The sequence below is a fragment of the Escherichia ruysiae genome, from assembly GCF_031323975.1.
In the GTDB taxonomy this organism is placed as follows: domain Bacteria; phylum Pseudomonadota; class Gammaproteobacteria; order Enterobacterales; family Enterobacteriaceae; genus Escherichia; species Escherichia ruysiae.
This window is the reverse complement of sequence record NZ_JAVIWS010000001.1, coordinates 647,412-671,802: the sequence shown is the minus strand read 5'-3', so window position 1 is coordinate 671,802 and position 24,391 is coordinate 647,412. Positions and strand designations below refer to the sequence as shown.

The following is a 24,391-nucleotide window of genomic DNA, read 5'->3' as shown; positions in this document are numbered from 1 at the left end:
AAAAAAGCCATATGTTGAATAATATTTTCATCTGGGTTATCAAGATGTAATTAGATTATTGTTCTTTTACTGTATCTACCGTTATCGGAGTGGCTATGCGAGTTGTCATACTGGGAAGTGGTGTGGTAGGCGTTGCCAGCGCCTGGTATTTAAATCAGGCTGGACACGAGGTCACCGTCATTGATCGGGAACCTGGGGCAGCACTTGAAACCAGCGCAGCAAATGCCGGGCAAATTTCTCCTGGATATGCCGCGCCGTGGGCGGCGCCAGGCGTGCCTTTAAAAGCGATTAAATGGATGTTCCAGCGACATGCGCCGCTGGCGGTTCGTCTCGATGGTACGCAATTCCAGTTGAAATGGATGTGGCAAATGTTACGTAACTGTGACACCAGCCACTATATGGAAAACAAAGGTCGGATGGTGCGCCTGGCGGAATACAGCCGTGATTGCCTGAAAACATTGCGCGCCGAAACCAATATTCAGTATGAAGGACGGCAGGGCGGGACGCTGCAACTGTTCCGCACTGAACAACAGTATGAAAACGCTACTCGCGATATCGCCGTACTGGAAGATGCAGGCGTGCCATATAAGTTACTGGAATCCAGTCGCCTGGCGGAAGTTGAACCTGCGCTGGCGGAAGTTGCGCACAAACTGACTGGTGGCCTGCAACTACCCAATGACGAAACCGGTGACTGTCAGCTCTTTACCCAGAATCTGGCGAGCATGGCGGAACAGGCGGGGGTAAAATTCCGCTTTAATACACCAGTCGATCAGCTGCTTTGTGACGGCGAGCAGATTTATGGTGTGAAGTGTGGTGGTGAAGTAATTAAGGCCGATGCGTATGTTATGGCATTTGGCTCTTACTCGACGGCGATGCTCAAGGGCATTGTCGATATCCCGGTTTATCCGTTGAAAGGTTATTCTTTGACCATTCCGATTGCGCAGGAAGACGGTGCGCCGGTGTCCACCATTCTTGATGAAACCTACAAAATCGCCATTACCCGTTTCGATAACCGTATCCGCGTTGGCGGAATGGCGGAAATTGTTGGCTTTAACACCGAGCTGTTGCAACCGCGTCGTGAAACGCTGGAGATGGTGGTTCGCGACCTTTATCCGCGCGGCGGCCATGTTGAGCAGGCCACGTTCTGGACGGGGCTACGTCCGATGACGCCAGATGGCACGCCGGTTGTGGGGCGTACACGCTTCAAAAATTTGTGGCTGAATACCGGTCACGGTACGCTTGGCTGGACGATGGCTTGCGGTTCTGGTCAGTTGTTAAGCGATCTGCTTTCTGGCCGCACGCCAGCGATCCCGTATGAGGATCTAAGTGTAGCGCGCTACAGTCGTGGATTTACGCCATCACGTCCAGGCCATTTACATGGCGCGCACAGTTAAGGAATCGAGATGACTCGTCCGATACAGGCCAGCCTCGATCTGCAGGCATTAAAACAAAATCTGACCATTGTCCGCCAGGCCGCGCCGCATGCGCGCGTCTGGTCGGTGGTAAAAGCGAACGCTTACGGGCACGGTATCGAGCGTATCTGGAGCGCGCTCGGGGCGACCGATGGTTTTGCGTTACTTAATCTTGAAGAGGCCATTATCCTGCGCGAGCGCGGCTGGAAAGGGCCAATCCTGATGCTGGAGGGTTTTTTTCATGCTCAGGATCTGGAAATTTATGACCAGTACCGTCTGACCACCTGCGTGCACAGTAACTGGCAGCTCAAAGCACTGCAAAATGCGCGGCTAAAAGCGCCGCTGGATGTTTACCTTAAGGTGAACAGCGGAATGAATCGGTTGGGGTTCCAGCCCGATCGCGTGCTTACTGTCTGGCAGCAGCTGCGGGCGATGGCGAATGTTGGCGAAATGACTTTGATGTCGCATTTTGCCGATGCGGAGCATCCTGATGGGATTTCTGGCGCGATGGCGCGTATTGAGCAGGCAGCGGAAGGTCTGGAGTGTCGGCGCTCGTTGTCTAATTCGGCGGCAACCCTGTGGCATCCGGAAGCGCATTTTGACTGGGTTCGACCTGGCATTATTTTATATGGTGCTTCGCCGTCCGGTCAGTGGCGCGATATCGCCAATACCGGATTACGCCCGGTCATGACGTTAAGCAGTGAGATTATTGGTGTTCAGACGCTAAAAGCGGGCGAGCGTGTGGGCTATGGCGGTCGCTATACTGCGCGCGATGAGCAGCGAATCGGCATTGTCGCCGCCGGATACGCCGACGGCTATCCGCGTCATGCACCAACCGGAACACCTGTTTTAGTGGACGGGGTGCGCACCATGACGGTGGGGACAGTCTCGATGGATATGCTGGCGGTCGATTTGACGCCTTGCCCACAGGCGGGGATTGGTACGCCGGTTGAGCTGTGGGGCAAGGAGATCAAAATTGATGATGTCGCCGCCGCTGCCGGAACGGTGGGCTATGAGTTGATGTGCGCGCTGGCGCTACGTGTACCTGTTGTGACGGTGTAACTTGTGGCAAGCCGGATAAGACGCACACGTCGTATCCGGCGATACAAACTCCATCAAATTTTAGATTCGGCTTCGTCCTCTGCCACCCGAACGCCGATCTTCAACACTGCATTATCTTCTTTCTCAGCCACCGTCCAGATCATCCCGGCAAACTCTACCTGGTCACCGACCACCGGTGCCGCGCCTAACAACTGCTGAACAATTTCACCCAGCGTTTGCTGTTTATCGCGATACTCCCGACCATCTTCCAGACCATAAATCAGCGCCACATCGGCATATTTCGCGCTGGCTTCGAGAATGAAGTCACCAAAGAAGCGTTGATCCAGCGCGACAGGCGGCGACTGGCTAAACAGTTTTCCGAGTGCCGGAAGATCGCGTTCCCGACCAATCACACATAATACGTCGCCTTCACGCAGTCGGGTGCTGCCGGTGGGGTGAAGCAACTGGTTATCACGAAACAGTGCCGCAATGCGCGTCTCTTTTGGCATATGCAGGTCGCGCAGCGCCGCGCCCACGCACCATTTATCGGCACTCAATTGGTAAACAAACTGCTCCCACGGATTTTCCGGATGAATATCCAGTCCAACGCGTGACACCGGACGTCCCACTGGCGGAACCACCACTTTAGCTTTTTTCGCTGCCCACGACAGCGATGTTCCCTGCAATAGCAGTGAAACCAGAACTACGAAGAAGGCGACATTAAAGAACAGACGCGCATTATCCAGCCCCGCCATCATCGGGAACACCGCCAGGATGATCGGCACTGCGCCGCGTAATCCAACCCAACTAATAAACACGCGCTCGCGCAGATTGAAGCCACGGAACGGTAGCAATCCGGCAAATACCGAAAGAGGACGGGCGAAGAATATCATCCATGCGGACAAAATGAGCGCCGGAATGGCAATAGGCAGCAGGTCGCTTGGGTTAACCAACAGTCCCAGCACCAGGAACATGGCGATTTGTGCCAGCCAGGCGAGGCCGTCGAAATTTTGCAGAATGCCGTAGCGGTTGCGAATCGGACGATTACCCAGCAGGAAACCGCACAGATAAACAGCCAGAATGCCGCTGCCTTCCAGCGCCGTGGTTAAAGCAAAAATCAAAATACCGCCGCTTAATGCCAGCAATGGATACAAGCCCGCAGGCAGGGCGATGCGGTTAATCATCTGCAGCAGTAAATAACCACCGCCAAGACCGATTACGATCCCCAGGCCAAATTGCTGCAGAATATCGACAACGAACATCCAGCTAATAGTGCTTTCATGCTGCTGGATCATCGCAATCAAGGTAATTGTCAGAAAGACCGCCATCGGATCATTGCTGCCGGACTCTATCTCCAGCGTCGAGCCAACACGTTCGTTAAGCCCTTTGCCGCCAAGCAGAGAAAAGACCGCTGCGGCGTCGGTAGAGCCGACAATTGCGCCGATTAATAAACCTTCAATCAAATCAAGATTAAACAGCCATGCCGCCATCATGCCGGTTAAACCGGAGGTGATAAGCACGCCCAGCGTCGCCAGTGAAAGAGCAGGTCCTAACGCCACGCGAAATGAACTGGCCTGGGTGCGCATTCCGCCATCGAGCAAAATAATCGCCAGTGCCAGGTTACTTACCATGTAGGCAAAAGGATAATTATCAAACGGAATGCCGCCGACACCATCGACCCCAGCCAGCATACCGATCGCCAGGAAAATAACCAGAATCGGAATGCCAAGGCGGGAAGAAAATGAACTAAGTAAAATACTACTGGTGACAAGGATGGAGCCTAAGATGAAAAGGCTAATAATTGTTGCGGCATCCAACGGTCGGTTACTCCTGATTACGCTGTCTCGTACTATAAACCTACCATATTCACGGCAGAAACAGCGTTTTACTTAGCCCGGAAGCGTGATTTTTTTACGCTTTAAGAACAGGATGACCGCTAATCGTCAATTGTGTACCGTTTTTGGCGTTTTTGAGGATAGCATGTGCGCCCAACGGGAGGGTAACTGTGCGTTGTTCATGACCAAAGTCGAGGCCGGTAATCAGCGGAATCGACAGGCGGGAGCGCAAGAACGTGTACACCGACGCCAGGTTGTAACCCGCATCATAATCATTGGGCGTGCTGCCACTAAAGCTGCCGAGAATAATCGCCTTCTGGCGCTGTAAAATTCCAGCATGATAAAGCTGTAATAACATGCGTTCGACACGGAACGGATGTTCGTTGATGTCTTCCAGTACCAGAATACCGTTCTCAATTTGTGGCATCCACGGCGTACCGATAAGCGAAATCAGCATCGCGAGGTTGCCTCCCCACAGTGTTCCTTCTGTCTGACACGCCGGGCCTTCCCCTTGCCATTCAATGCTGAACGATTCATTGCGTAACGCCAGCCAGAAGTGATGCTCGGTAAAGGCATTCAGCTCATCCGCGCCAAAATTTGCCACCAGCATCGGGCCGCTAAAGGTGATGACATTGCCTTGTGCCAGAAGACCGCACTGAATGGCCGTAAAATCGCTATGCCCGCAGATAAGCAACGGATCATTTTGTTGGCGAGCCACCAGAGCCTGCCAGTCAATATCCGCCAGTAAGCGACTGGCACCGTAACCGCCGCGTACTGCCAGCACGATGGTGTTGGGCGAAGTCAGTCTGGCAAGGGTATTGAGATCTTCCAGGCGCTCCGTTTCCGTACCAGCAAAACGCTCACAACGACGGGCGATAACCTCGACGTTATTGACCTGATGCCCCGCATCGGTAAGGCGCTGAATGCCGCGCTGTGCGGCGTGCTGATTAATGCAGTAACCCGACGGGGCAATTAAGTGAAACTGATACATGGCAATTCCTTGCTGACAACAGAAACGAAATGTATATCATGCCGCTTAGGTGTGCCGTTGTCACCTCAACGGCGATTCCAGGCGATAAGGATAGATGAAGTGAAATTGAGATGGTTTGCCTTTTTGATTGTGTTATTAGCGGGTTGTTCTTCAAAGCATGACTATACGAACCCGCCGTGGAATGCGAAAGTCCCGGTACAACGTGCGATGCAGTGGATGCCAATAAGCCAGAAAGCCGGAGCGGCCTGGGGTGTCGATCCGCAATTGATCACGGCGATTATCGCTATTGAATCAGGCGGTAACCCGAACGCGGTAAGTAAGTCGAATGCTATTGGTTTGATGCAGTTAAAAGCCTCAACCTCCGGACGTGATGTTTATCGACGCATGGGCTGGAAAGGTGAGCCGACGACCAGCGAACTGAAAAACCCGGAGCGCAATATCTCAATGGGGGCGGCTTACCTGAATATTCTGGAAACCGGCCCGCTGGCAGGCATTGAAGATCCGAAGGTCCTGCAATATGCGCTGGTGGTGTCATACGCTAACGGGGCTGGTGCGCTGCTACGGACTTTCTCATCAGATCGGAAAAAAGCGATCAGCAAAATCAATGATCTGGATGCTGATGAGTTCCTCGATCACGTAGCAAGAAATCATCCTGCACCGCAGGCACCACGCTATATCTACAAACTTGAGCAGGCGCTGGACGCGATGTAACTCAGTCGCGCACTTTGTCCGCTTTCTCCCGGGCTTCCCGTTCGAGTGAGAATATAATCCGCTGTAATTGCCGCTCCACCGTCGGGCTGACGTTAAGAAAACGAAAGCTCAGGCGGGGAGTGGAGATCGTTTCATTTCTGCTATCAATCACTTTGCGCTCGCTGATGGTCAGTAACTGGGCGTCAAAGTGAAAAACGCCCCATTGTCCCATGTTGACTTCAATCTGTGCGAAGCGCATACCTTCGTGCAACCCGCCAGGTTTTTCCGTTTCCAGTAATGCACCCATGCCACCTAGCGATAAGTCACTCAGGCGAAAACGTAACGTACTGTTATCCGCCAGTTTGGTCTGACAATAATAAGGCGGATGAAGTGGGGCGGAGATGCGGAAATATCTGCGTCGTTGCACAAACCATAATGCGGGCGGGGGAGTGGCGATAAACGCCGGAAGCTGCAAATATTCACTTTGCTGTAATTGCGCAAGGGTAAATTCGATTTTGGCGCCTTGCGTTTCGGCGGTAATAGTGATTTGACGCGCTTTAAGCACGGCATTGTTGTCTTCTTGCTGACTACCAAAATCCAGCACCAGTTTATCAGGGCTTATCGCCAGTATATTGCTGATCAGCTGACCATCTGACCAACTGATACGCAGTGGCACTGCGGCTTTATGTAAATCGCGTAAAACGCCCAGGACTGCTAACGGATTTTGTTTCAGGAACTGCTCATGGTAATGACTCACGCGGAAAAACTCCTGACCGACAAACTGTCTTTGGTTTATCGGTAGGGACTAACAAAACTTAATACAAATGCGTGAATTTTTTTTACAACTTACGACTAATTCAACCGACAGCCTCCCTCCATTGATCCTGTGCTTGCCTATACTTAGAGCGTTGACGTAAGCATTTCTTGCGTCCGATTCATCGAAACGAGGGCCTGAACATGGGAATTATTGCCTGGATTATTTTTGGCCTGATAGCCGGCATTATCGCCAAGCTGATCATGCCAGGGCGTGATGGTGGTGGATTTTTCCTGACCTGCATTCTCGGGATAGTCGGTGCGGTTGTCGGCGGCTGGCTGGCGACCATGTTTGGCATTGGCGGCTCCATCAGTGGTTTTAATTTACATAGCTTCCTGGTGGCGGTGGTCGGCGCTATCCTGGTGCTGGGGGTATTCCGCCTCCTGCGAAGAGAATAACGTAATCTTTCTGGCGGATAGCGGTGCAGGCATCGCTATCCGCTTTCAAATTATGTGTAAACCTCACGGTGTTTGAAAACCAGATAAAACGGCAACGTCATCCAGATAAGCAGAATGACGCTGTCGGGAGAAGAAAAATTAAGGTGTGGGTTCTGTGACTTTTGTTGGCTGCGTTGCGGAAGCACTGGTCGGGCGCGTTGCCGGAACGTTGTCACACGGTTTTTCTTTCGGGCAGATCAAATCCAACATTTTCAGCGTTACGCCGTTGGTCCAACCAAAACCATCCTGCAACGGATATTCGCCACCACCGCCACCTGTTCCGGTGGTGCTGACATCATATTTCTCCACCAGCTTTTTCTCCCGGTCATAGGTGTGCTGAACATTGGTCAGAAAGTGCCAGCTAATGTCCATCGCTACATCTTCCTGCCCGTAGTTTTGCAATCCTTCAGTAGCGACCCATTGTAACGGCGCCCAGCCATTTGGCGCGTCCCATTGCTGCCCACTTTTCACCGAGGTGGTGTTCAGTCCGCCAGGTTGCAGCAGATGCGTTCTGGTCGCCGTTGCCATTTTACTGGCGCGATCTTTCGCTGCTGCATTAACGTACAACGGGAACAGGGCGGCGGCAGTTAACTGATTACGTACTTTATTACTCTTCAGATCGTAATCGGCATACCAGCCGTGTTGATCGTTCCACAAGTATTTTTCGATCCCTTTCTGACGGGAATTTGCCAGCGTTTCGTATTGACTGGCCATCGCGTTATCCCCGGCGGCTTTACTGGCGCTGGCAAGGATTTTTTCCATTTTATACATCAGGCTATTGAGATCGACCGGTACGATGCTGGTGGTGCGTAATGTATTTAACTGCTGAGGATTGTCCATCCAGCGCGAGCTGAAATCCCAGCCAGATGCGGCGGCGGAACGCAGGTCACGGTAAATTTCAGTGGCAGGGCGATTTGGATTGCTTTTCGCGGTGGCGATATCCTCTACCCATGACTCCGGACGCGGTGTATCGCGGTCGTCCCAGTAGCGGTTAAGAATAGTGCCATCCTTGAGCTTTACAACGCGCTTTTCCTGTTGCCCGGCTTGCAGATTTTCAACGCCGTCCATCCAGTAAGCATATTCTTTTTGTAGTTGTGGCAGATACTGTTTCAACGCGGCGTCGCCTTCATGTTGCGCCAGTAACTCCACCATCAACGCAAAGAAAGGCGGCTGCGAACGGCTTAAATAGTAGCTGCGGTTCCCGTTGGGAATGTGTCCATAAGTATCTATTTCATAACCAAAATTCGCCACCATATCCGCCACTTTATCCCAGTGACCGCTTTCGCCAAGCCCCAGCATGGTGAAGTAACTGTCCCAGTAATACACTTCCCGAAAACGACCTCCCGGCACGACATAGGGTTTCGGCAATGGCAACAGAGAGTCCCATTTTTCGGTGCTTTCCGTTGTGCGGGTTAATACCGGCCAAAGTCCATCAATATGTTCACGCAGCGACTGTCCCTTCGGCGGGACATGCTTCTCGCCTTCTTTTGGCAGGGTGAAATTAACTTTCACGAAGTGACGCAAATCAAACCCGCTCTGGTTCTGTTGCATCCGATAGTCAGCGAGGATCATTAGCGGGTCGCTGTTGGGCACGGCGTCGGCAAAAGTTTTTTGATCAGGAAAAAGTTTGGCGTTTTGAACATCGTCAAACAACGGTCCCAACAAAATATCAGGTGATTGTGGTGTGACGGCGATTTCTTCCGCCTGTGCCGATAGCGTGGCAAAACACAATAAAACGGTGGTGGGAATTAACGCCATTCTTTGCAGGTGACGAGGGACACGTGGTTTCATCAATCATTCTCCTTTGGCGATACCGAACAAAACGGTAATCAAGTATCAGAAAACCTTAGTTCAGGATCGCGGCAACTGCATGATTGAAATCTCATTCTGCGAAGTGTCAGGCATTATGGACGATGTAATTAACGGCCTAAATAGTGTTGCAATATATTCATAAAATATATGTTGTTTATTAAATGGGCAGTGACTTTTGTTGTGTGATCACAGAAGAAAAAAATCATAAGAATTTAATGAAAAAACATAATAGACCGACCAAAAACTTCCGTGAAGAATTGTGCCAGTGAAAGGTATTCCGTGAAGTAAATTTATAGATAAGGATAAAACATGTCTAATGTGGAAAAATTGCCAATAAAAGAAAAAATAGGCTATAGCCTGGGCGATGCCGCCAGCCATATCGTCTTTGATTCTTCTGTTGCCATCCTCGCTTATTTCTATACCGATATTTATGGTCTGCCGCCAGCCGTAATGGGAACCATGTTTTTACTGGTGCGTCTACTGGATGCAATTACCGATCCGATTATGGGGGCAATCGCCGATGCAACCTCATCTCGTTGGGGGCGTTTCCGTCCGTGGCTGTTGGCCATCTGTGTACCATTTGCGGTCAGTTGCGTGCTGGTTTACTCCATTCCTGATTTCTCTGATAGCGGTAAGGTTGTCTACGCGGTTGCTGCATATATATTTATGACATTAATGTATACGGCCATTAATATTCCTTACTGCTCATTGGGCGCGGCGTTGACATCCGAACCACGTGAAAACCTGTCATTGCAATCCTGGCGTTTTGCCATCACACCTATTGGCGGTGCGTTAGGTACAGCATTTATCCTGCCGGTCGCTGACTTCCTCTCGCCAGGCGATCGGGCTACTGGTATCCAGATTGCGATGGCGGTGTTTGGCGTTATTGGCTGCATTATGTTTTTAATCTGTTTCCTGACCACCAAAGAGCGGGTACAACCTATTCAGGAAGAAAATCTGAATATTGCGCGCGATTTGAAGATTCTTTTTAAGAATGATCAGTGGCGCATCCTCTCTGTTTATAATTTTATGATGCTGGTGGCGGTGGTTATCCGTGGCGGTGCTGTTGTTTATTATGTTAATACCGTTTTAAATAAAGGTTCAGATATTCTTACCTGGTTTATGCTCGGCGGAATGTTTGCTTCTATGTTAGGTTCTGTACTGGCGAAACCATTTGGTACTCGCTTTTGTAAAATTAAACTTTCATTCTGGGTTAATATTATTAATGCGGCGTTGGGCGTGCTCTGTTATTTCCTGCCGGTGGAATACTGGGTTATTCCATTACTGGCTCATCTGGCAATTCAGATTATTCAGGGCGGAAATGGCGCACTCCAGTGGTCGATGATTACCGATGCGAATAACTATGGTGAATGGAAAACGCGTCGTCGTATTACGGGGATGAACGTTGCTGCGAATATTTTTGTCATCAAACTGGGCGTTGCAGTAGGTGGGGCGGTGATTGGTTGGGTACTGGCTTATTATGGCTATGCAACCAGTAGCACAACTCAATCCGCTAATTCAGTACAGGGCGTAGTGTTACTGTTTACCCTCCTGCCGGCATTCTTCTACTTCCTGACTGCAATTTCTATTAAGTTTTATCTGTTGAATGAAGCGAAAATGAACAAAGTAGTACAGGATTTACAACATGGTCAGTACGCTGGCTAATAGCGTAAGGCTTTCCCGGATGGCATCGTAACGACGCCATCCGGACACTGGTTTAGCCATCATGGCTAAAACGTTGTGTTTTAACGTCCAGAGTTAACGTCTCTTCAGGTTGTACCGCGTACAGTTTTTCACCCTGTAAGCAAACCCAGCCAATACCCAGTTCACGGGCAATTAAGGCGCTATGGGATACCGGACTTCCGGCACTAAGGCAGATGCCTTTAACGACCGTCGGATCCAGTTGCAGCACGGTGGAGGGGTAAATGTTCTCTGCCAGCAAAATGGTTGGTGCGCTAAATTGCGGTAGTTCTTCTTTTGTCTGTGTCAGATGGAGCAGGGTGCGATGCAGAAGATCATCCACATCGATATAGCGCGCCTGCAGATATTCATCATCAATCTGCTGATATTGCTGGCTAAGTTCTTTAAGAACCTGCTGCCAGGCATACTCTGCGGTGCAATGTTCATGCAGAAGAAGTTCGCTTGCTGCTGCCAGCAGTTCAGGATCGTCTAACAGAGTATGGTGACCGGAAAAGATCGCGGCGATATCGTTAAGCCCGCTTGCTTCTGCCTTTGCCGTTAACGTCATCAGGTCTAACAACGTAAAATCAATTGCCTGGCGTAATCGTTCCTGTTCTTGTTCCACCGTAAGGACTGATTTCGCCTGTACGGCGCATAAAACGGGTTGATAATAAAAGGCTTTCCCCGTAACAGGATTAACCTGGTGCAGCGTTGGCGGCGTAATATCTTCTGTTTCACCAAAGTTATCTTCAGCCAACTGGCGGAAAGCGGCCAGCGCCTCTTCAGCTTCTGGCCCTTTCACAATCAGGCGCAGAGTATCGTTATAGCGGACTTGTAATAGCGCAATCTGGTTAATACTTTCCGGCGTGACGCATTTGCCGTTTTTCTCCAGTAACATGTCTGCATTAAATACCGATAAGGTATAGACCAGTCGAGAGGCCGGGCGCACGTGGAGGCCGTTACGGTTTTTAATCACCACAGCCAGGGAACGGGCTTCTTCATCGTGCGGCGGGCATGTGTCAGATATCTCACTGGCGGATGACGGTAAACCCAGTTGTTCGCGTTTGGCTTCCAGCGCAGACATAGCATCATAAATAACTTTGTCGATATCGGCACCTGATGCCGCGCTAACTGTTGCCGCCAGAGTTCCTTCGACCAATGGCGCTGCGCACAAACGTACTTTTGCGGCGATCTCTGGCGCCAGCAATTCCAGAGCGGTTTCTGCACTCAATAACGCGCTCCCCATGTCCATCATAACCAGCACATGGTCGGCATCAGCAACGGATTCGATGGCTTCCATCACTTTGACGGCATCAGTACCAATGGGATTTTGCGGGTCATCAATCCCAGCGGCAATGGCGATTTTACAACTATCGCTCATTAACATCTGACGGGCTAATTCACCGACACCTTCACCCAGCCGGGCGCTATGTGAAACTATGACCAGGTTTACCATCACCAATTCCTTACTCTTTCGCGGCTAACGCCAGCATTTGCATCATAAACATCACGGAGGTCGCGCCAGGATCCTGGTGACCAATACTGCGTTCGCCGAGATAACTGGCACGGCCTTTGCGAGCTTGCATCGTAATCGTGCTTTGTGCAGCGGATTCAGCGACACTGCTGGCTGCGTCGAGCGCAGCCGGAACAGAGAGATTTTGCTCGCTGGACTGGCGTAACGACTCAACCACTGGTTCCCAGACATCGCACATGGTTTTATCGCCAGGTTCGGCTTTCCCCCGACTGATTACGCCGTCCACACCATCGCGAAACATCTGATAAAGCTCTTCCAGCGTCAGGCTCTGGCGCGCCTGAGTCGCCTGCGCGGCGCGAATAAAGAATGTACCGAATAGCGGACCACTGGCTCCACCGACGCTGGAAAGCAGTGTCATACCGGTATTTTTGAGGATGAAACCAATATCCTTGTCCTCAATGGCGGGTAGTTTTTCCACCACTTTGCTAAATCCTCGATTCATATTTAGCCCGTGGTCAGCGTCGCCAATTTCACGATCCAGCCCGGTAAGATAATCGCTCTCTTTGCTGAAGATTTCTCCACAGCGAGTAAGCCAGTTAACAATTTGAGTTCTGCTCAGTGACATCGTTATCTCCTTATTTACCCCAGTTCAGCGCCGGGGTGTGGACTGGGGCATCCCATAACGCCAACGTTTCGTCATCAACCTTCAGTAAGGTGATGGAAAAACCGGTCATATCCAGTGAAGTGCAATACGCGCCGATTAAATTGCGTTCGATAGTCAGACCCGCTTGCTGACAACGCGTAGTCAGACGGTTATAGACGCCGTAAAGCTCAGAAAGTGGTGTGGCGCCAAGATTGTTGACCAGCGCAATCACCCGATCGCCAGACTGTAGCTGCTGTTTGGTTTGAATCTCTTCCTGCCAGTTTCCTTGTTGATAATTCCAGAAGCGCAGTGTGCGATGATATGTGCCATTTTCCAGCAGCGTGTCGAACATTTCATCGACGGTTTGATCAAGGGAAGAGAAGGGGCGACGATCGATACCCGGCTCGCCATGAATGCCGACGCCAAACTCCATCTCATTATCTGCCAGCGTAAATGAGGGTTTGCCAGCGGCTGGAACGGTACAGGCACCGAGAGCGATACCAATTGAGTGACCCTGATTATTCAGCTTACGCCCCAGTTCCGCACAGGCATCCAGTGAGTCGCCACGTTCTGCCGCCGCACCCACAAGTTTTTCTATTAACACCGTATTGGCAACACCGCGCCGCCCGGCGGTATAAAGACTGTCTTTCACCGCGACGTCGTCATCAATGACCACCGTGGTCACTTTTACGCCGCTGTCATGGAGTAATTCGGTTGCTGTTTCGAAGTTAAGAATATCGCCGGTGTAATTTTTGATGATCAGCAGTACGCCTTCGCCGCCATCAATCTGCATGGCGCATTCAAAGATTTTATCGGGGGTAGGTGAAGTGAAAATTTCGCCCGGACACGCCCCCGAAAGCATCCCCTGACCGATATAACCGCAGTGCATTGGTTCGTGTCCGCTGCCGCCGCCTGACAGCAGGGCGACTTTTCCGGCAACCGGTGCATCAGCTCGTGTGACGTACAGCGGATCCTGATGCAATGTCAGCGAAGGATGCGCTTTCGCCAGCCCTGCCAGTTGTTCGTTCAGTACGTCTTGCACATCATTGATCAATTTTTTCATTATCTTGCTCCAGCAATTATCGTAGGGCATGGATGATGTTCAACGACACGGCGACCACTGACTGCCGATGAATCCATTGTGCATCAGACTTGGGAAAAGAAAATTCATACAAATTATGTTTCATGCTGAAACATATGTTTTAATAAATGTTCCATTATGGAACATAAGAATGCCCTGATACTTAAAATTGCGAGTCAGAACACCTTTTGCCAGAAGTGAGCGGAATATGAGAGGCGGTTTTCACAACGATGACCAGGCTAACGCCCCCTGGATTGCAGCATCCTGGGAGCGATGCCGCAAACTGATGAAACGGGAGTCGTGGAGCGTACCGCACCAGGCCCAGGGCGTGACATTTGCTACCATCTGTCGGCGTAAAAAGGCGATGCTGACACTCGGGCAGGCGGCGCTGGAAGATGCCCTGGAATATATGGCGCCACGAGCGTGCGTTTTGCTTATTCTCGATGAAACTGCCTGCATCCTTAGCCGTTATGGTGATCCGCAGACTATGGAGCAGCTTAGTGCGTTGGGATTTAATGACGGCACTTATTGCGCCGAAGGAATCATCGGTACTTGTGCGCTATCGTTAGCGGCTATCTCTGGTCAGGCGGTGAAAACGATAGCCGATCAACATTTTAAACAGGCGCTCTGGAAATGGGCATTTTGTGCAACGCCGCTGTTTGACAGCAAGGGGCGATTGACCGGGACGATAGCCCTGGCGTGTCCAGCGGAACAATCGACAGCAGCCGATTTGCCGTTGACGCTGGCAATTGCTCGCGAGGTGGGAAACTTACTGCTAACGGACAGTTTGCTGGCTGAAACTAATCGGCATTTAAATCAACGTAACGCTCTGTTAGAAAGTATGGACGATGGCGTGATTAGCTGGGACGAGCAGGGTAATCTGCAATTTATTAATGCTCAGGCGGCGCGTGTTTTGCGTCTGGACGCAACGGCCAGCCAGGGAAGAGCAATCACGGAACTGTTAACGTTACCTGCCGTGCTGCAACAGGCAATAAAACAGGCACATCCGCTCAAACATGTGGAAGCGACCTTTGAAAGTCAGCACCAGTTTATTGATGCGGTCATTACCCTTAAACCGATAATTGAACCCCAGGGAACCAGCTTTATTCTGCTGCTGCATCCGGTGGAGCAGATGCGGCAATTGATGACCAGTCAATTAGGCAAAGTTAGTCATACTTTTGCTCATATGCCACAGGATGATCCGCAAACCCGTCGCTTGATTCATTTTGGTCGTCAGGCGGCGCGCAGCAGTTTTCCGGTGTTACTTTGTGGAGAAGAAGGCGTTGGTAAGGCTCTGTTAAGTCAGGCGATTCATAATGAAAGCGAACGCGCTGCAGGTCCCTATATCGCCGTCAATTGCGAGTTATATGGTGATGCGACGCTGGTGGAAGAGTTTATTGGCGGCGATCGCACGGAGAATAAAAATGGTCGTTTGAGTCGTCTGGAACTGGCACACGGCGGCACGCTGTTTCTCGAAAAGATTGAGTATCTGGCGGTGGAGTTACAGTCAGCATTGCTTCAGGTCATCAAGCAGGGCGTTATCACGCGGTTGGATGCGCGGCGTTTAATCCCGATTGATGTCAAAGTGATTGCCACGACGACCGCAGATCTGGCAATGCTGGTGGAACAAAATCGCTTTAGTCGCCAGCTTTATTACGCCCTCCATGCATTTGAAATTACCATCCCACCTCTGCGTATGCGGCGCGGCAGTATTCCGGCGCTGGTGAATAATAAATTACGTAATCTCGAAAAACGCTTCTCAACCCGATTAAAGATTGATGACGATGCGCTTGCTCGTTTGGTCTCCTGCGCATGGCCCGGTAATGATTTTGAACTGTATAGCGTCATTGAGAACCTTGCGCTAAGCAGTGACAACGGACGCATTCACGTCAGTGATTTGCCTGAGCATCTGTTTACCGAACAGGCGACAGAAGATATCAGCGCCACGCGTCTTTCCACCAGTCTGTCATTTGCGGAAGTCGAAAAAGAAGCGATTATTAACGCCGCCCAGGTGACAGGTGGGCGTATTCTGGAAATGTCGGCGTTACTTGGAATTGGTCGCACCACGCTTTGGCGAAAAATGAAACAATATGGCATTGATGCGGGTCAGTTTAAGCGTCGGGGATGATCGACAAAAACAAAAAAGCCATTATGTGCATCCACACATAATGGCTGATTTTTTGCGCCAGTACGGAGACTTCAGTACTGGTAGTAACGTATTAAACGTTAAACAGGAAGTTCATCACATCGCCATCTTTAACGATGTAATCTTTACCTTCTGCACGCATTTTGCCTGCTTCTTTCGCGCCTTGTTCACCTTTGTAAGTGATGAAATCTTCAAACGCGATGGTTTGTGCACGGATAAAGCCTTTTTCAAAATCGGTGTGGATTTTGCCAGCCGCCTGCGGCGCAGTTGCACCAACCGGAATGGTCCATGCGCGCACTTCTTTCACCCCTGCGGTGAAGTAAGTTTGCAGGTTCAGCAGTTTATAACCGGCACGGATCACACGGTTCAGACCCGGCTCTTCCAGTCCCAGTTCCTGCATAAACTCGTCACGTTCTTCGTCGTCCAGTTCGGCAATGTCTGCTTCAACAGCAGCACAAACCGGAACGACAACAGAACCTTCTTTCGCCGCGATTTCACGCACCTGGTCCAGATACGGGTTGTTTTCAAAACCGTCTTCGTTGACGTTGGCGATGTACATTGTCGGTTTCAGCGTCAGGAAGCTCAGGTAACGAATAGCAGCTTTTTCTTCTGCGCTTAAATCCAGCGCGCGCAGCATACCTGCGTTTTCAAGTTGTGGCAGGCATTTTTCCAGTACCGCCAGCTCGGCTTTCGCGTCTTTATCGCCACCTTTGGCTTTTTTCTGTACCCGGTGAATTGCACGTTCACAGGTGTCGAGATCCGCCAGAGCAAGCTCGGTATTGATAACGTCAATATCGTCTGCCGGGTTAACTTTGCCGGAAACGTGAATGATGTTGTCATTTTCAAAGCAGCGAACAACGTGACCGATCGCTTCGGTTTCACGGATGTTGGTCAGGAACTGGTTACCCAGACCTTCGCCTTTCGACGCGCCTTTTACCAGGCCAGCGATATCGACAAACTCCATGGTCGTGGGAAGCGTACGCTGCGGTTTTACGATTTCAGCCAGTTGATCCAGACGCGGATCGGGCATTGGCACAACGCCTGTGTTCGGCTCGATGGTGCAGAATGGAAAGTTGGCCGCTTCAATACCGGCTTTGGTCAGCGCGTTGAACAGGGTAGATTTCCCGACGTTGGGCAAACCGACGATACCGCATTTGAATCCCATGATTTAAATCACCTTAATATCTTAATAATCAACCTGTTATCGTAAACAGATTGTAGAAATGGAAATAACTCTGCCTATTATACACGGCACGCGGCAAAAATGCCGCAGACAACGACTTATTGCGCTTTAAAGGCGTGCAATCGGTTCGTTGCTTTGGTCAAGCCATCTGTAAACCACATTTCAGTACAACGTGCCGCTTCGTCGATGGCTTCATCAATTAACTTCTGTTCACTAACAGGAGGTTTGCCTAACACAAACCCGACAACTTTGTTTTTATCGCCCGGATGACCGATTCCAATGCGTAAACGGTGAAAGTTAGGGTTATTACCCAATTTACTGATGATGTCTTTCAGTCCATTGTGACCACCATGACCGCCGCCCAACTTAAATTTGGCGACGCCAGGGGGCAGATCCAGCTCGTCGTGGGCGACCAGAATTTCGTCCGGATTAATGCGGAAAAAACTGGCCATCGCCGCGACGGCTTTGCCGCTGAGATTCATAAATGTGGTCGGGACTAACAGGCGGATATCTTCGCCTCCAAGGGTAACTCGCGAGGTATAACCAAAGAATTTAGCTTCTTCGCGCAAGGGAGCGCGCAAACGCTCCGCCAGTAAGTCAACGAACCAGGCGCCAGCATTGTGTCGCGTTGCGGCGTATTCAGCGCCGGGGTTCGCCAGGCCGACAATCAATTTAATCGTCACGTTTTTTGTCCTGAGTGAGTGCATAACTGGCGCGTAGTTTACTGGTTGTGGCCTCGCTTGACAAAAAACAGCACCTTATACGCAGACAACATAATAATTGCCTCTGCGAACTATTAGAAAGTCAGGATGTTCAGGCGTTTATTTGTAAAGTTTTGTTGAAATAAGGGTTGTAATTGTGATCACGCCCGCACATAACCTACAGGGTGTTGTCTATACTTTACACATAAGGAAGAGGGGTATTCCCTGTTACAACCCAGAAAGTTCCGGAGGTGACACATGAAACGCAAAAACGCTTCGTTACTCGGTAACGTGCTCATGGGGTTGGGTCTGGTGGTCATGGTGGTCGGCGTGGGGTATTCAATCCTCAACCAGTTACCACAGTTTAATATGCCCCAGTATATCGCACATGGTGCAGTGCTGAGTATTTTCGTCGGTGCCATTCTCTGGCTGGCGGGTGCCCGTGTTGGCGGGCATGAACAGGTGTGCGACCGTTACTGGTGGGTTCGTCATTATGACAAACGTTGCCGCCGTAACGATAATCGTCGTCATAGCTAACGCATAATGCAGTTTGCTGACCAGTCAGTTTGTGCTGACTGGTCAATTTAATGCCTTTCTTACAGATCAGCCATTGCTGCGCTGCGATTCGGGAAGAATGCCAGGCGTCCAGGGATCGGTTGAATACCAGAACGAGCCATGGTGCGCAGTGGCTGGAACTCCACATTACACACCCGCAGTTCACATCCTTCAGGCAGGCGCTTCACAAAACGCTGGAACGCATCAAGGCCACCGGCATCAAGAACCGGAACTGCATCCCACTTCAGAATAACAATTCGTTTGCCTTCCAGACGTGATTCAAGATCGGTGAATAAGCCTTCAGCCGCAGCGAAAAACAGCGGACCAATAACGCGCAGAACCAGTACATCCTCAGGAACATCTACCGCCACGGGTGCCAGACGAGTCATACGGGCGATACGGCGCATAAACAGCAGCGATGCCAGTACGATACCCACACTGATGGCAATAACCATATCAAACAGCACGGTCAGCGACATGCAAAGCAGCATGACGATGATGTCATCTTTCGGCGCATGGCGCAGCAAGTCGACCACTTTGTGTGCTTCACTCATGTTCCACGCCACCATCAATAGCAGGGCAGCCATGGCGGAAAGCGGCAGCCAGGAGAGCAGCGGTGCCAGTACCAGCAGAGCGAGAATAACCAGAATAGAGTGGATCACCGCCGAGATAGGGGAAGTTGCACCGGCACGGACGTTAGCGGCAGAACGCGCGATGGCAGCTGTAGCGGTAATACCACCAAAGAACGGAGCGATGATATTCCCCAGCCCCTGACCGACCAGTTCGCTGTTCGCCTTGTGTTTCGTCCCGGTCATGCCATCCAGTACCACCGCGCAGAGCAGAGATTCGATTGCGCCGAGCATTGCCATTGAGAATGCCGCAGGCAGCAGTGTGCGAATAGAATCCCAGGTTAGTGTGAATTCTGAATCGGGGAGATCCCACGGCAGTACCAGTTGCGGCAGCAGTTGCGGAATACCATTACCCTGGGAACCATCGGCCAGAACGTAGTGGAATTGCGAGCCGATGGTAGCAACGTGTCCACCGAGCAGGTTAACAATGCCCATCACCGCACAACCAGCCAGCAAGGCCGGAAGATGACCTGGTAAACGAATGCCCAGACGCGGCCAGAAAACCAGAATGCCAAGCGTCACAATGCCAATGGCAGCATCACCCACATTAATGGTGGGCAGCGCCATAAATAATGCGCCGACTTTTTGCAGATAATGTTCCGGGACATGTGCCATTTGCAGACCGAGAAAATCTTTAATCTGCATCGTACCGATGGTGATCCCGATACCCGAAGTGAAGCCTAAGGTAACGGAAACCGGGATATACTCAATCAGGCGCCCGAAGCGCGCCAGCCCCATCAGGATCAAAAAGATCCCGGACAACAACGTCGCAACCAGCAGGCCTGCCAGTCCAAACTGTTGCGAAACGGGATAGAGAATTACCACAAATGCCGCAGTTGGACCGGAAACGCTAAAACGCGACCCACCCGTCAGAGCAATGACAATCCCTGCAACAGCAGCGGTATATAAACCGTACTGTGGAGCCACGCCACTACCAATTGCCAACGCCATCGCCAGCGGAATAGCAATAATCCCGACGGTAATCCCGGCAATCAGGTCACGGGTAAACCGTGCGGCAGTGTATTTTTCTTTCCAGCAAGCGTCGATCAGAGCGCGGAAAGGCATCACATGTGAGGAGAATATTTTGTTCACAATAATGTTTCATCCGTGAGCGCATCATCTGTCAACTAAATGGCAGGTGAAGGAGGCATAGGTCATACAAATGGATATTACAGACAAAAAAACCCGCCGCAGCGGGTCTTTGAGCCGGGTTCGATTAATGTTCGAACATAGCAGAGATCGATTCTTCGTTGCTGATACGACGAATCGCTTCGGCCAGCATACCTGACAGAGTCAGAGTACGCACGTTCGGCAGTGATTTGATTTCATCGCTCAGCGGAATGGTATCGCAGACAACGACTTCATCAATTACAGAGTTACGCAGGTTGTTCGCCGCGTTGCCAGAGAAGATCGGGTGAGTCGCGTATGCAAATACACGTTTAGCACCACGTTCTTTCAGAGCTTCAGCAGCTTTACACAGCGTACCGCCAGTGTCGATCATATCATCGACCAGTACGCAGTCACGACCTGCAACGTCACCGATGATATGCATCACCTGGGAAACGTTCGCACGCGGACGACGTTTATCGATGATTGCCATATCGGTATCGTTCAGCAGCTTAGCGATAGCGCGGGCACGCACAACGCCGCCGATGTCCGGAGAAACCACAATTGGGTTATCCAGATTCAGCTGCAGCATGTCTTCCAGCAGGATCGGGCTACCAAATACGTTATCAACCGGAACGTCGAAGAAACCCTGAATCTGTTCAGCGTGCAGATCCACTGTCAGCACACGGTCAACACCGACGCTGGAGAGGAAATCTGCAACCACTTTCGCAGTGATTGGCACACGAGCGGAACGGACGCGACGGTCCTGGCGCGCATAGCCAAAGTAGGGGATAACAGCGGTGATACGACCTGCGGAAGCACGACGCAGGGCATCAACCATCACGACTAATTCCATCAGGTTGTCGTTAGTAGGGGCACAAGTGGACTGGATGATGAAAATATCACCACCGCGTACATTTTCATTGATTTGTACACTGACTTCGCCGTCGCTAAAGCGACCTACAGCGGCGTCGCCGAGTGAAGTGTACAGGCGGTTGGCAATACGTTGTGCTAGTTCCGGGGTGGCGTTACCAGCAAAAAGCTTCATATCAGGCACGAGAAGAACCTCAGGCATGCGTCCATTGGTGGAAAGAATCTGCCGAAAACTGTGCGGGCCAGGCAATATTCTTTCCAGGCGGTGTATTAAAGAGCGCGATGCAACGTCTGGAACAAGGTGACGTTGTCACCGAAACTCAGCTTGCCCGGCTTAAAGCATGGCTCTGTGCAATGGGGAAAGATTAACACCTTTCGCCACAAAGCCATTGAGCCATTCCGGGGCTTGCTCTAGCACCTGGCGGGCTTCAGACTCTGTATCAAATTCAGCAAAGACACAGGCTCCTGTCCCAGTCAGGCGCGACGGGGCGTATTCTAACAGCCAGGAAAGCACCGCATCAACCTCGCGAAAACGTTTTCTTGCGATAACCTCGCAATCATTACCGAATTCACATTTTAGCAACGTATCAATTGACCTTTTCGGCGTGTTGCGCGGGAGTTCAGGATCTTTAAAAATCACCGGTGTCGGAATACTTACACCAGGGTGTGCCACCAGATACCATTTCTCCGGTGGATTCACTGGCGTTAATATTTCGCCAACCCCTTCAGCAAACGCGGCATGACCGCGTACAAAGACAGGAACATCTGCGCCCAACGTCAGACCCAGTTCCGCCAGTTCATCAATACTTAGCCCGCATTGCCAGAGATGATTTAACGCCACCAGCACAGTCGCGGCATTCGATGAACCACCGCCCAGACCGCCGCCCATCGGCAAACGCTTGTCAATGCTGATATTTGCACCGCTCCCCGCCGGAAGACGCCCGCTGTCTGCCGCTGTTTTCATCAACAACCGTGCTGCGCGAACGATCAGGTTATCTTCGTGCTCCACGCCTTCAACGGGCGTTAACAGACAAATATCCCCATCGTCACGAAGTTCAATGCTGATGGTGTCGCCGTAATCAAGAAACTGAAACAGCGTTTGCAGCGTGTGGTAATCGTCCGCTCGCTGACCGGTAATGTATAAGAACAGATTAAGTTTTGCCGGAGAGGGCCACTGTGTCCGCATTATTTCACTATCCAGTTATCCATTTTTAACTTGATGCGCTGACCACCGTCGGTGAGTTCCATATTGGCTGGCATCGCAGGTTGCGTTTTGGTGTCATAACCACCGTATACGACTTTCCAGTTTTTGCCGTTCTGGCTGTAGGTGATTTCGCTCAGGCGGTACTGGTCGTCCAGTTTGTAGTCGGTTGCATCACCAGGCAAACCTAAAATCCACTGGCGCAAACTGTTGAGCGGAATCGGCATTCCTGTCAATTTGCCAATCATCTCTTCGGCGTCATCGGCGGTGTAACGCTGACCTTTGTTATCTACCAGCTGCACGTTACCCGGCTGAGCATTCAGCTCCAGTTCGGTGCTTCCCAATGGGTTGGTCAGCAGCAGACGGTAGCGATCCTGGCCAGTTTGCTGCCAGAAGAAGCGGGCATACACTTTCTGCTGGTCAGAAATATACGCAAATGCACCGCGTGTCTGATACTGGTTGAGGTTACGAACCTCTTGCTGATGCTGACGCCACTGCGGGGAGTCCGGGCTTTTGCCGGGGCCTTTTGGTGTGGTAACGGAACAGGCAGTGAGCACGAGGGCAGCCAGCGGTAGCAGGCGGATAAAGCGAAAATCGGGCAGGGGCATGATAATGACAAGTCCTTGAGATACGTTGCAGTTATAACCCTTAATGCTAGCGTTACCGTCCGCTATCGTCTATGTTCAAGTTGTCTTAATTGCCAGAATCTAACGGCTTTTGGCAATTACTCCAAAAGGGGGCGCTCTCTTTTATTGATCTCACGCATCCTGTATGATGCGAGCAGACTAACCATATCAACGTTGGTATTATTTCCCGCAGACATGACCCTTTTAGCACTCGGTATTAACCATAAAACGGCACCTGTATCGCTACGAGAACGTGTATCGTTTTCGCCGGACAAGCTCGATCAGGCGCTTGACAGCCTGCTCGCGCAGCCGATGGTGCAGGGCGGCGTGGTGCTGTCGACGTGTAACCGCACAGAACTTTATCTTAGCGTTGAAGAGCAGGATAACCTGCAAGAGGCGCTCATTCGCTGGTTGTGCGATTACCACAATCTCAACGAAGAAGATCTGCGTAATAGCCTCTACTGGCATCAGGATAACGACGCGGTTAGCCATTTAATGCGTGTTGCCAGTGGCCTGGATTCACTGGTTCTGGGGGAGCCGCAGATCCTCGGTCAGGTTAAAAAAGCGTTTGCCGATTCGCAAAAAGGCCATATGAAGGCCAGCGAACTGGAACGCATGTTCCAGAAATCTTTCTCTGTAGCGAAGCGCGTTCGCACTGAAACGGATATTGGCGCCAGTGCTGTGTCTGTCGCTTTTGCGGCTTGTACGCTGGCGCGGCAGATCTTTGAATCGCTTTCTACGGTGACGGTATTGCTGGTTGGTGCGGGCGAAACCATCGAACTGGTGGCGCGTCATCTGCGCGAACACAAAGTGCAGAAGATGATTATCGCCAATCGTACTCGCGAACGAGCCCAAATCCTGGCAGATGAAGTCGGCGCAGAAGTGATTGCATTGAGCGATATCGACGAACGTCTGCGCGAAGCCGATATCATCATTAGTTCCACTGCAAGCCCGTTACCGATTATCGGTAAAGGTATGGTGGAGCGCGCATTAAAAAGCCGTCGCAACCAACCGATGCTGTTGGTGGATATTGCCGTTCCGCGCGATGTCGAACCGGAAGTCGGAAAACTGGCGGATGCCTACCTTTATAGCGTTGACGATCTGCAAAGCATCATTTCGCATAACCTGGCGCAGCGTAAAGCCGCCGCAGTTGAAGCGGAAACTATCGTCGCTCAGGAAACCAGCGAATTTATGGCGTGGCTGCGCGCACAAAGCGCCAGCGAAACTATTCGCGATTATCGCAGTCAGGCAGAGCAGGTTCGCGATGAGTTAACCGCCAAAGCGTTAGCAGCCCTTGAACAGGGCGGCGACGCGCAAGCCATTATGCAGGATCTGGCATGGAAACTGACTAACCGCCTGATCCATGCGCCAACGAAATCACTTCAACAGGCTGCCCGTGACGGGGATAACGAACGCCTGAATATTCTGCGCGACAGCCTCGGGCTGGAGTAGCAGTACAT

The 24,391-nt window shown here is 51.2% G+C and carries 21 protein-coding genes and 1 pseudogene; 9 read left to right on the top strand and 13 right to left on the bottom strand.

Features of this window, described 5'->3' with window-relative positions; translation table 11 throughout:
• The first annotated feature begins 95 nt into the window (after positions 1–95).
• From dadA to RGV86_RS22435, 3 genes and pseudogenes are all read left to right on the top strand, one after another.
• Entirely contained in the window at positions 96–1,394 is a 1,299-nt protein-coding gene (gene dadA, locus RGV86_RS03435) for a D-amino acid dehydrogenase (protein ID WP_001266918.1), read from the top strand.
• A 9-nt stretch (positions 1,395–1,403) separates the two neighbouring features.
• A complete protein-coding gene (gene dadX, locus RGV86_RS03430) occupies positions 1,404–2,474 on the top strand; it encodes a catabolic alanine racemase DadX (protein ID WP_000197887.1) in 1,071 nt (356 codons plus the stop codon).
• Positions 2,435–2,599, top strand: a pseudogene (locus RGV86_RS22435) (hypothetical protein); the annotation flags it as partial. The gene dadX and the pseudogene RGV86_RS22435, both read left to right, overlap by 40 nt.
• Here RGV86_RS22435 and RGV86_RS03425 read toward each other — a convergent pair.
• Both RGV86_RS03425 and ldcA read right to left on the bottom strand, forming a co-directional pair.
• The gene (locus RGV86_RS03425; protein WP_000338387.1) at positions 2,528–4,270 is read right to left on the bottom strand and encodes a potassium/proton antiporter; all 1,743 of its coding nucleotides are present in this window, start codon (positions 4,268–4,270) and stop codon (positions 2,528–2,530) included. The pseudogene RGV86_RS22435 and the gene RGV86_RS03425 overlap by 72 nt on opposite strands.
• A gap of 94 nt (positions 4,271–4,364) precedes the next feature.
• A complete protein-coding gene (ldcA, locus tag RGV86_RS03420) occupies positions 4,365–5,279 on the bottom strand; it encodes a muramoyltetrapeptide carboxypeptidase (RefSeq protein ID WP_085460795.1) in 915 nt (304 codons plus the stop codon).
• A gap of 99 nt (positions 5,280–5,378) precedes the next feature.
• Between ldcA and emtA the strand changes: the two genes are divergently transcribed.
• Positions 5,379–5,990: a membrane-bound lytic murein transglycosylase EmtA gene (gene emtA, locus RGV86_RS03415; RefSeq protein ID WP_000776968.1), complete on the top strand. Its 612-nt coding sequence runs from the start codon at positions 5,379–5,381 to the stop codon at positions 5,988–5,990.
• Position 5,991: 1 nt separating this feature from the next.
• Here emtA and ycgR read toward each other — a convergent pair whose 3' ends face one another.
• On the bottom strand, positions 5,992–6,726 hold the full coding sequence (ycgR, locus tag RGV86_RS03410) for a flagellar brake protein YcgR (protein ID WP_000020172.1): 735 nt from the start codon (positions 6,724–6,726) through the stop codon (positions 5,992–5,994).
• 200 nt (positions 6,727–6,926) lie between these two features.
• On the opposite strand from ycgR, the gene RGV86_RS03405 reads away from it, so the two are divergent.
• On the top strand, positions 6,927–7,181 hold the full coding sequence (locus tag RGV86_RS03405) for a GlsB/YeaQ/YmgE family stress response membrane protein (RefSeq protein WP_000511315.1): 255 nt from the start codon (positions 6,927–6,929) through the stop codon (positions 7,179–7,181).
• Between the two features lie 138 nt (positions 7,182–7,319).
• Here RGV86_RS03405 and RGV86_RS03400 read toward each other — a convergent pair whose 3' ends face one another.
• The gene (locus tag RGV86_RS03400; RefSeq protein ID WP_000804565.1) at positions 7,320–9,011 is read right to left on the bottom strand and encodes an alpha,alpha-trehalase; all 1,692 of its coding nucleotides are present in this window, start codon (positions 9,009–9,011) and stop codon (positions 7,320–7,322) included.
• A gap of 330 nt (positions 9,012–9,341) precedes the next feature.
• Between RGV86_RS03400 and RGV86_RS03395 the strand changes: the two genes are divergently transcribed.
• On the top strand, positions 9,342–10,697 hold the full coding sequence (locus RGV86_RS03395; protein ID WP_032225544.1) for a glycoside-pentoside-hexuronide (GPH):cation symporter: 1,356 nt from the start codon (positions 9,342–9,344) through the stop codon (positions 10,695–10,697).
• A gap of 52 nt (positions 10,698–10,749) precedes the next feature.
• Here RGV86_RS03395 and dhaM read toward each other — a convergent pair whose 3' ends face one another.
• From dhaM to dhaK, 3 genes are read right to left on the bottom strand one after another with little or no spacing between them, the layout of a single operon-like run.
• Positions 10,750–12,168 (bottom strand): dihydroxyacetone kinase phosphoryl donor subunit DhaM, encoded by a 1,419-nt coding sequence (gene dhaM, locus RGV86_RS03390; RefSeq protein ID WP_024212517.1) that lies wholly within the window; start codon positions 12,166–12,168, stop codon positions 10,750–10,752.
• A gap of 10 nt (positions 12,169–12,178) precedes the next feature.
• Positions 12,179–12,811: a dihydroxyacetone kinase subunit DhaL gene (dhaL, locus tag RGV86_RS03385; RefSeq protein WP_032225542.1), complete on the bottom strand. Its 633-nt coding sequence runs from the start codon at positions 12,809–12,811 to the stop codon at positions 12,179–12,181.
• A gap of 10 nt (positions 12,812–12,821) precedes the next feature.
• Complete coding sequence (dhaK, locus tag RGV86_RS03380) at positions 12,822–13,892, bottom strand: dihydroxyacetone kinase subunit DhaK (protein ID WP_085460794.1); 1,071 nt, start codon at positions 13,890–13,892, stop codon at positions 12,822–12,824.
• A 226-nt stretch (positions 13,893–14,118) separates the two neighbouring features.
• Between dhaK and dhaR the strand changes: the two genes are divergently transcribed.
• On the top strand, positions 14,119–16,038 hold the full coding sequence (dhaR, locus tag RGV86_RS03375) for a dihydroxyacetone kinase operon transcriptional regulator DhaR (RefSeq protein ID WP_085460793.1): 1,920 nt from the start codon (positions 14,119–14,121) through the stop codon (positions 16,036–16,038).
• A gap of 91 nt (positions 16,039–16,129) precedes the next feature.
• On the opposite strand, the gene ychF is transcribed toward dhaR, so the two are convergent.
• Together ychF and pth are read right to left on the bottom strand one after the other, a co-directional pair.
• On the bottom strand, positions 16,130–17,221 hold the full coding sequence (ychF, locus tag RGV86_RS03370) for a redox-regulated ATPase YchF (protein WP_000505860.1): 1,092 nt from the start codon (positions 17,219–17,221) through the stop codon (positions 16,130–16,132).
• A gap of 116 nt (positions 17,222–17,337) precedes the next feature.
• Positions 17,338–17,922 carry an aminoacyl-tRNA hydrolase gene (pth, locus tag RGV86_RS03365; RefSeq protein ID WP_085460792.1) on the bottom strand — a complete coding sequence of 195 codons (585 nt, stop codon included), beginning with the start codon at positions 17,920–17,922 and terminating at the stop codon, positions 17,338–17,340.
• A gap of 276 nt (positions 17,923–18,198) precedes the next feature.
• On the opposite strand from pth, the gene ychH reads away from it, so the two are divergent.
• Positions 18,199–18,477: a stress-induced protein YchH gene (gene ychH / locus RGV86_RS03360; RefSeq protein ID WP_309508417.1), complete on the top strand. Its 279-nt coding sequence runs from the start codon at positions 18,199–18,201 to the stop codon at positions 18,475–18,477.
• Positions 18,478–18,536: 59 nt separating this feature from the next.
• Here the strand turns inward: ychH and dauA are convergent, their stop codons facing one another.
• The 4 genes from dauA to lolB form a co-directional block, all read right to left on the bottom strand.
• A complete protein-coding gene (gene dauA / locus RGV86_RS03355; protein WP_071995177.1) occupies positions 18,537–20,216 on the bottom strand; it encodes a C4-dicarboxylic acid transporter DauA in 1,680 nt (559 codons plus the stop codon).
• Between the two features lie 124 nt (positions 20,217–20,340).
• A complete protein-coding gene (gene prs / locus RGV86_RS03350; RefSeq protein WP_001298109.1) occupies positions 20,341–21,288 on the bottom strand; it encodes a ribose-phosphate diphosphokinase in 948 nt (315 codons plus the stop codon).
• 150 nt (positions 21,289–21,438) lie between these two features.
• Positions 21,439–22,290, bottom strand: a complete 852-nt coding sequence (ispE, locus tag RGV86_RS03345; RefSeq protein WP_085460791.1) for a 4-(cytidine 5'-diphospho)-2-C-methyl-D-erythritol kinase — start codon at positions 22,288–22,290, stop codon at positions 21,439–21,441.
• Positions 22,290–22,913 (bottom strand): lipoprotein insertase outer membrane protein LolB, encoded by a 624-nt coding sequence (gene lolB / locus RGV86_RS03340; RefSeq protein ID WP_001130680.1) that lies wholly within the window; start codon positions 22,911–22,913, stop codon positions 22,290–22,292. Before lolB ends, ispE begins: the two co-directional genes overlap by 1 nt.
• 213 nt (positions 22,914–23,126) lie before the next feature.
• Here lolB and hemA point away from each other — a divergent pair, with 213 nt between their 5' ends.
• Positions 23,127–24,383 (top strand): glutamyl-tRNA reductase, encoded by a 1,257-nt coding sequence (gene hemA / locus RGV86_RS03335; RefSeq protein ID WP_085460790.1) that lies wholly within the window; start codon positions 23,127–23,129, stop codon positions 24,381–24,383.
• Positions 24,384–24,391 lie beyond the last annotated feature (8 nt).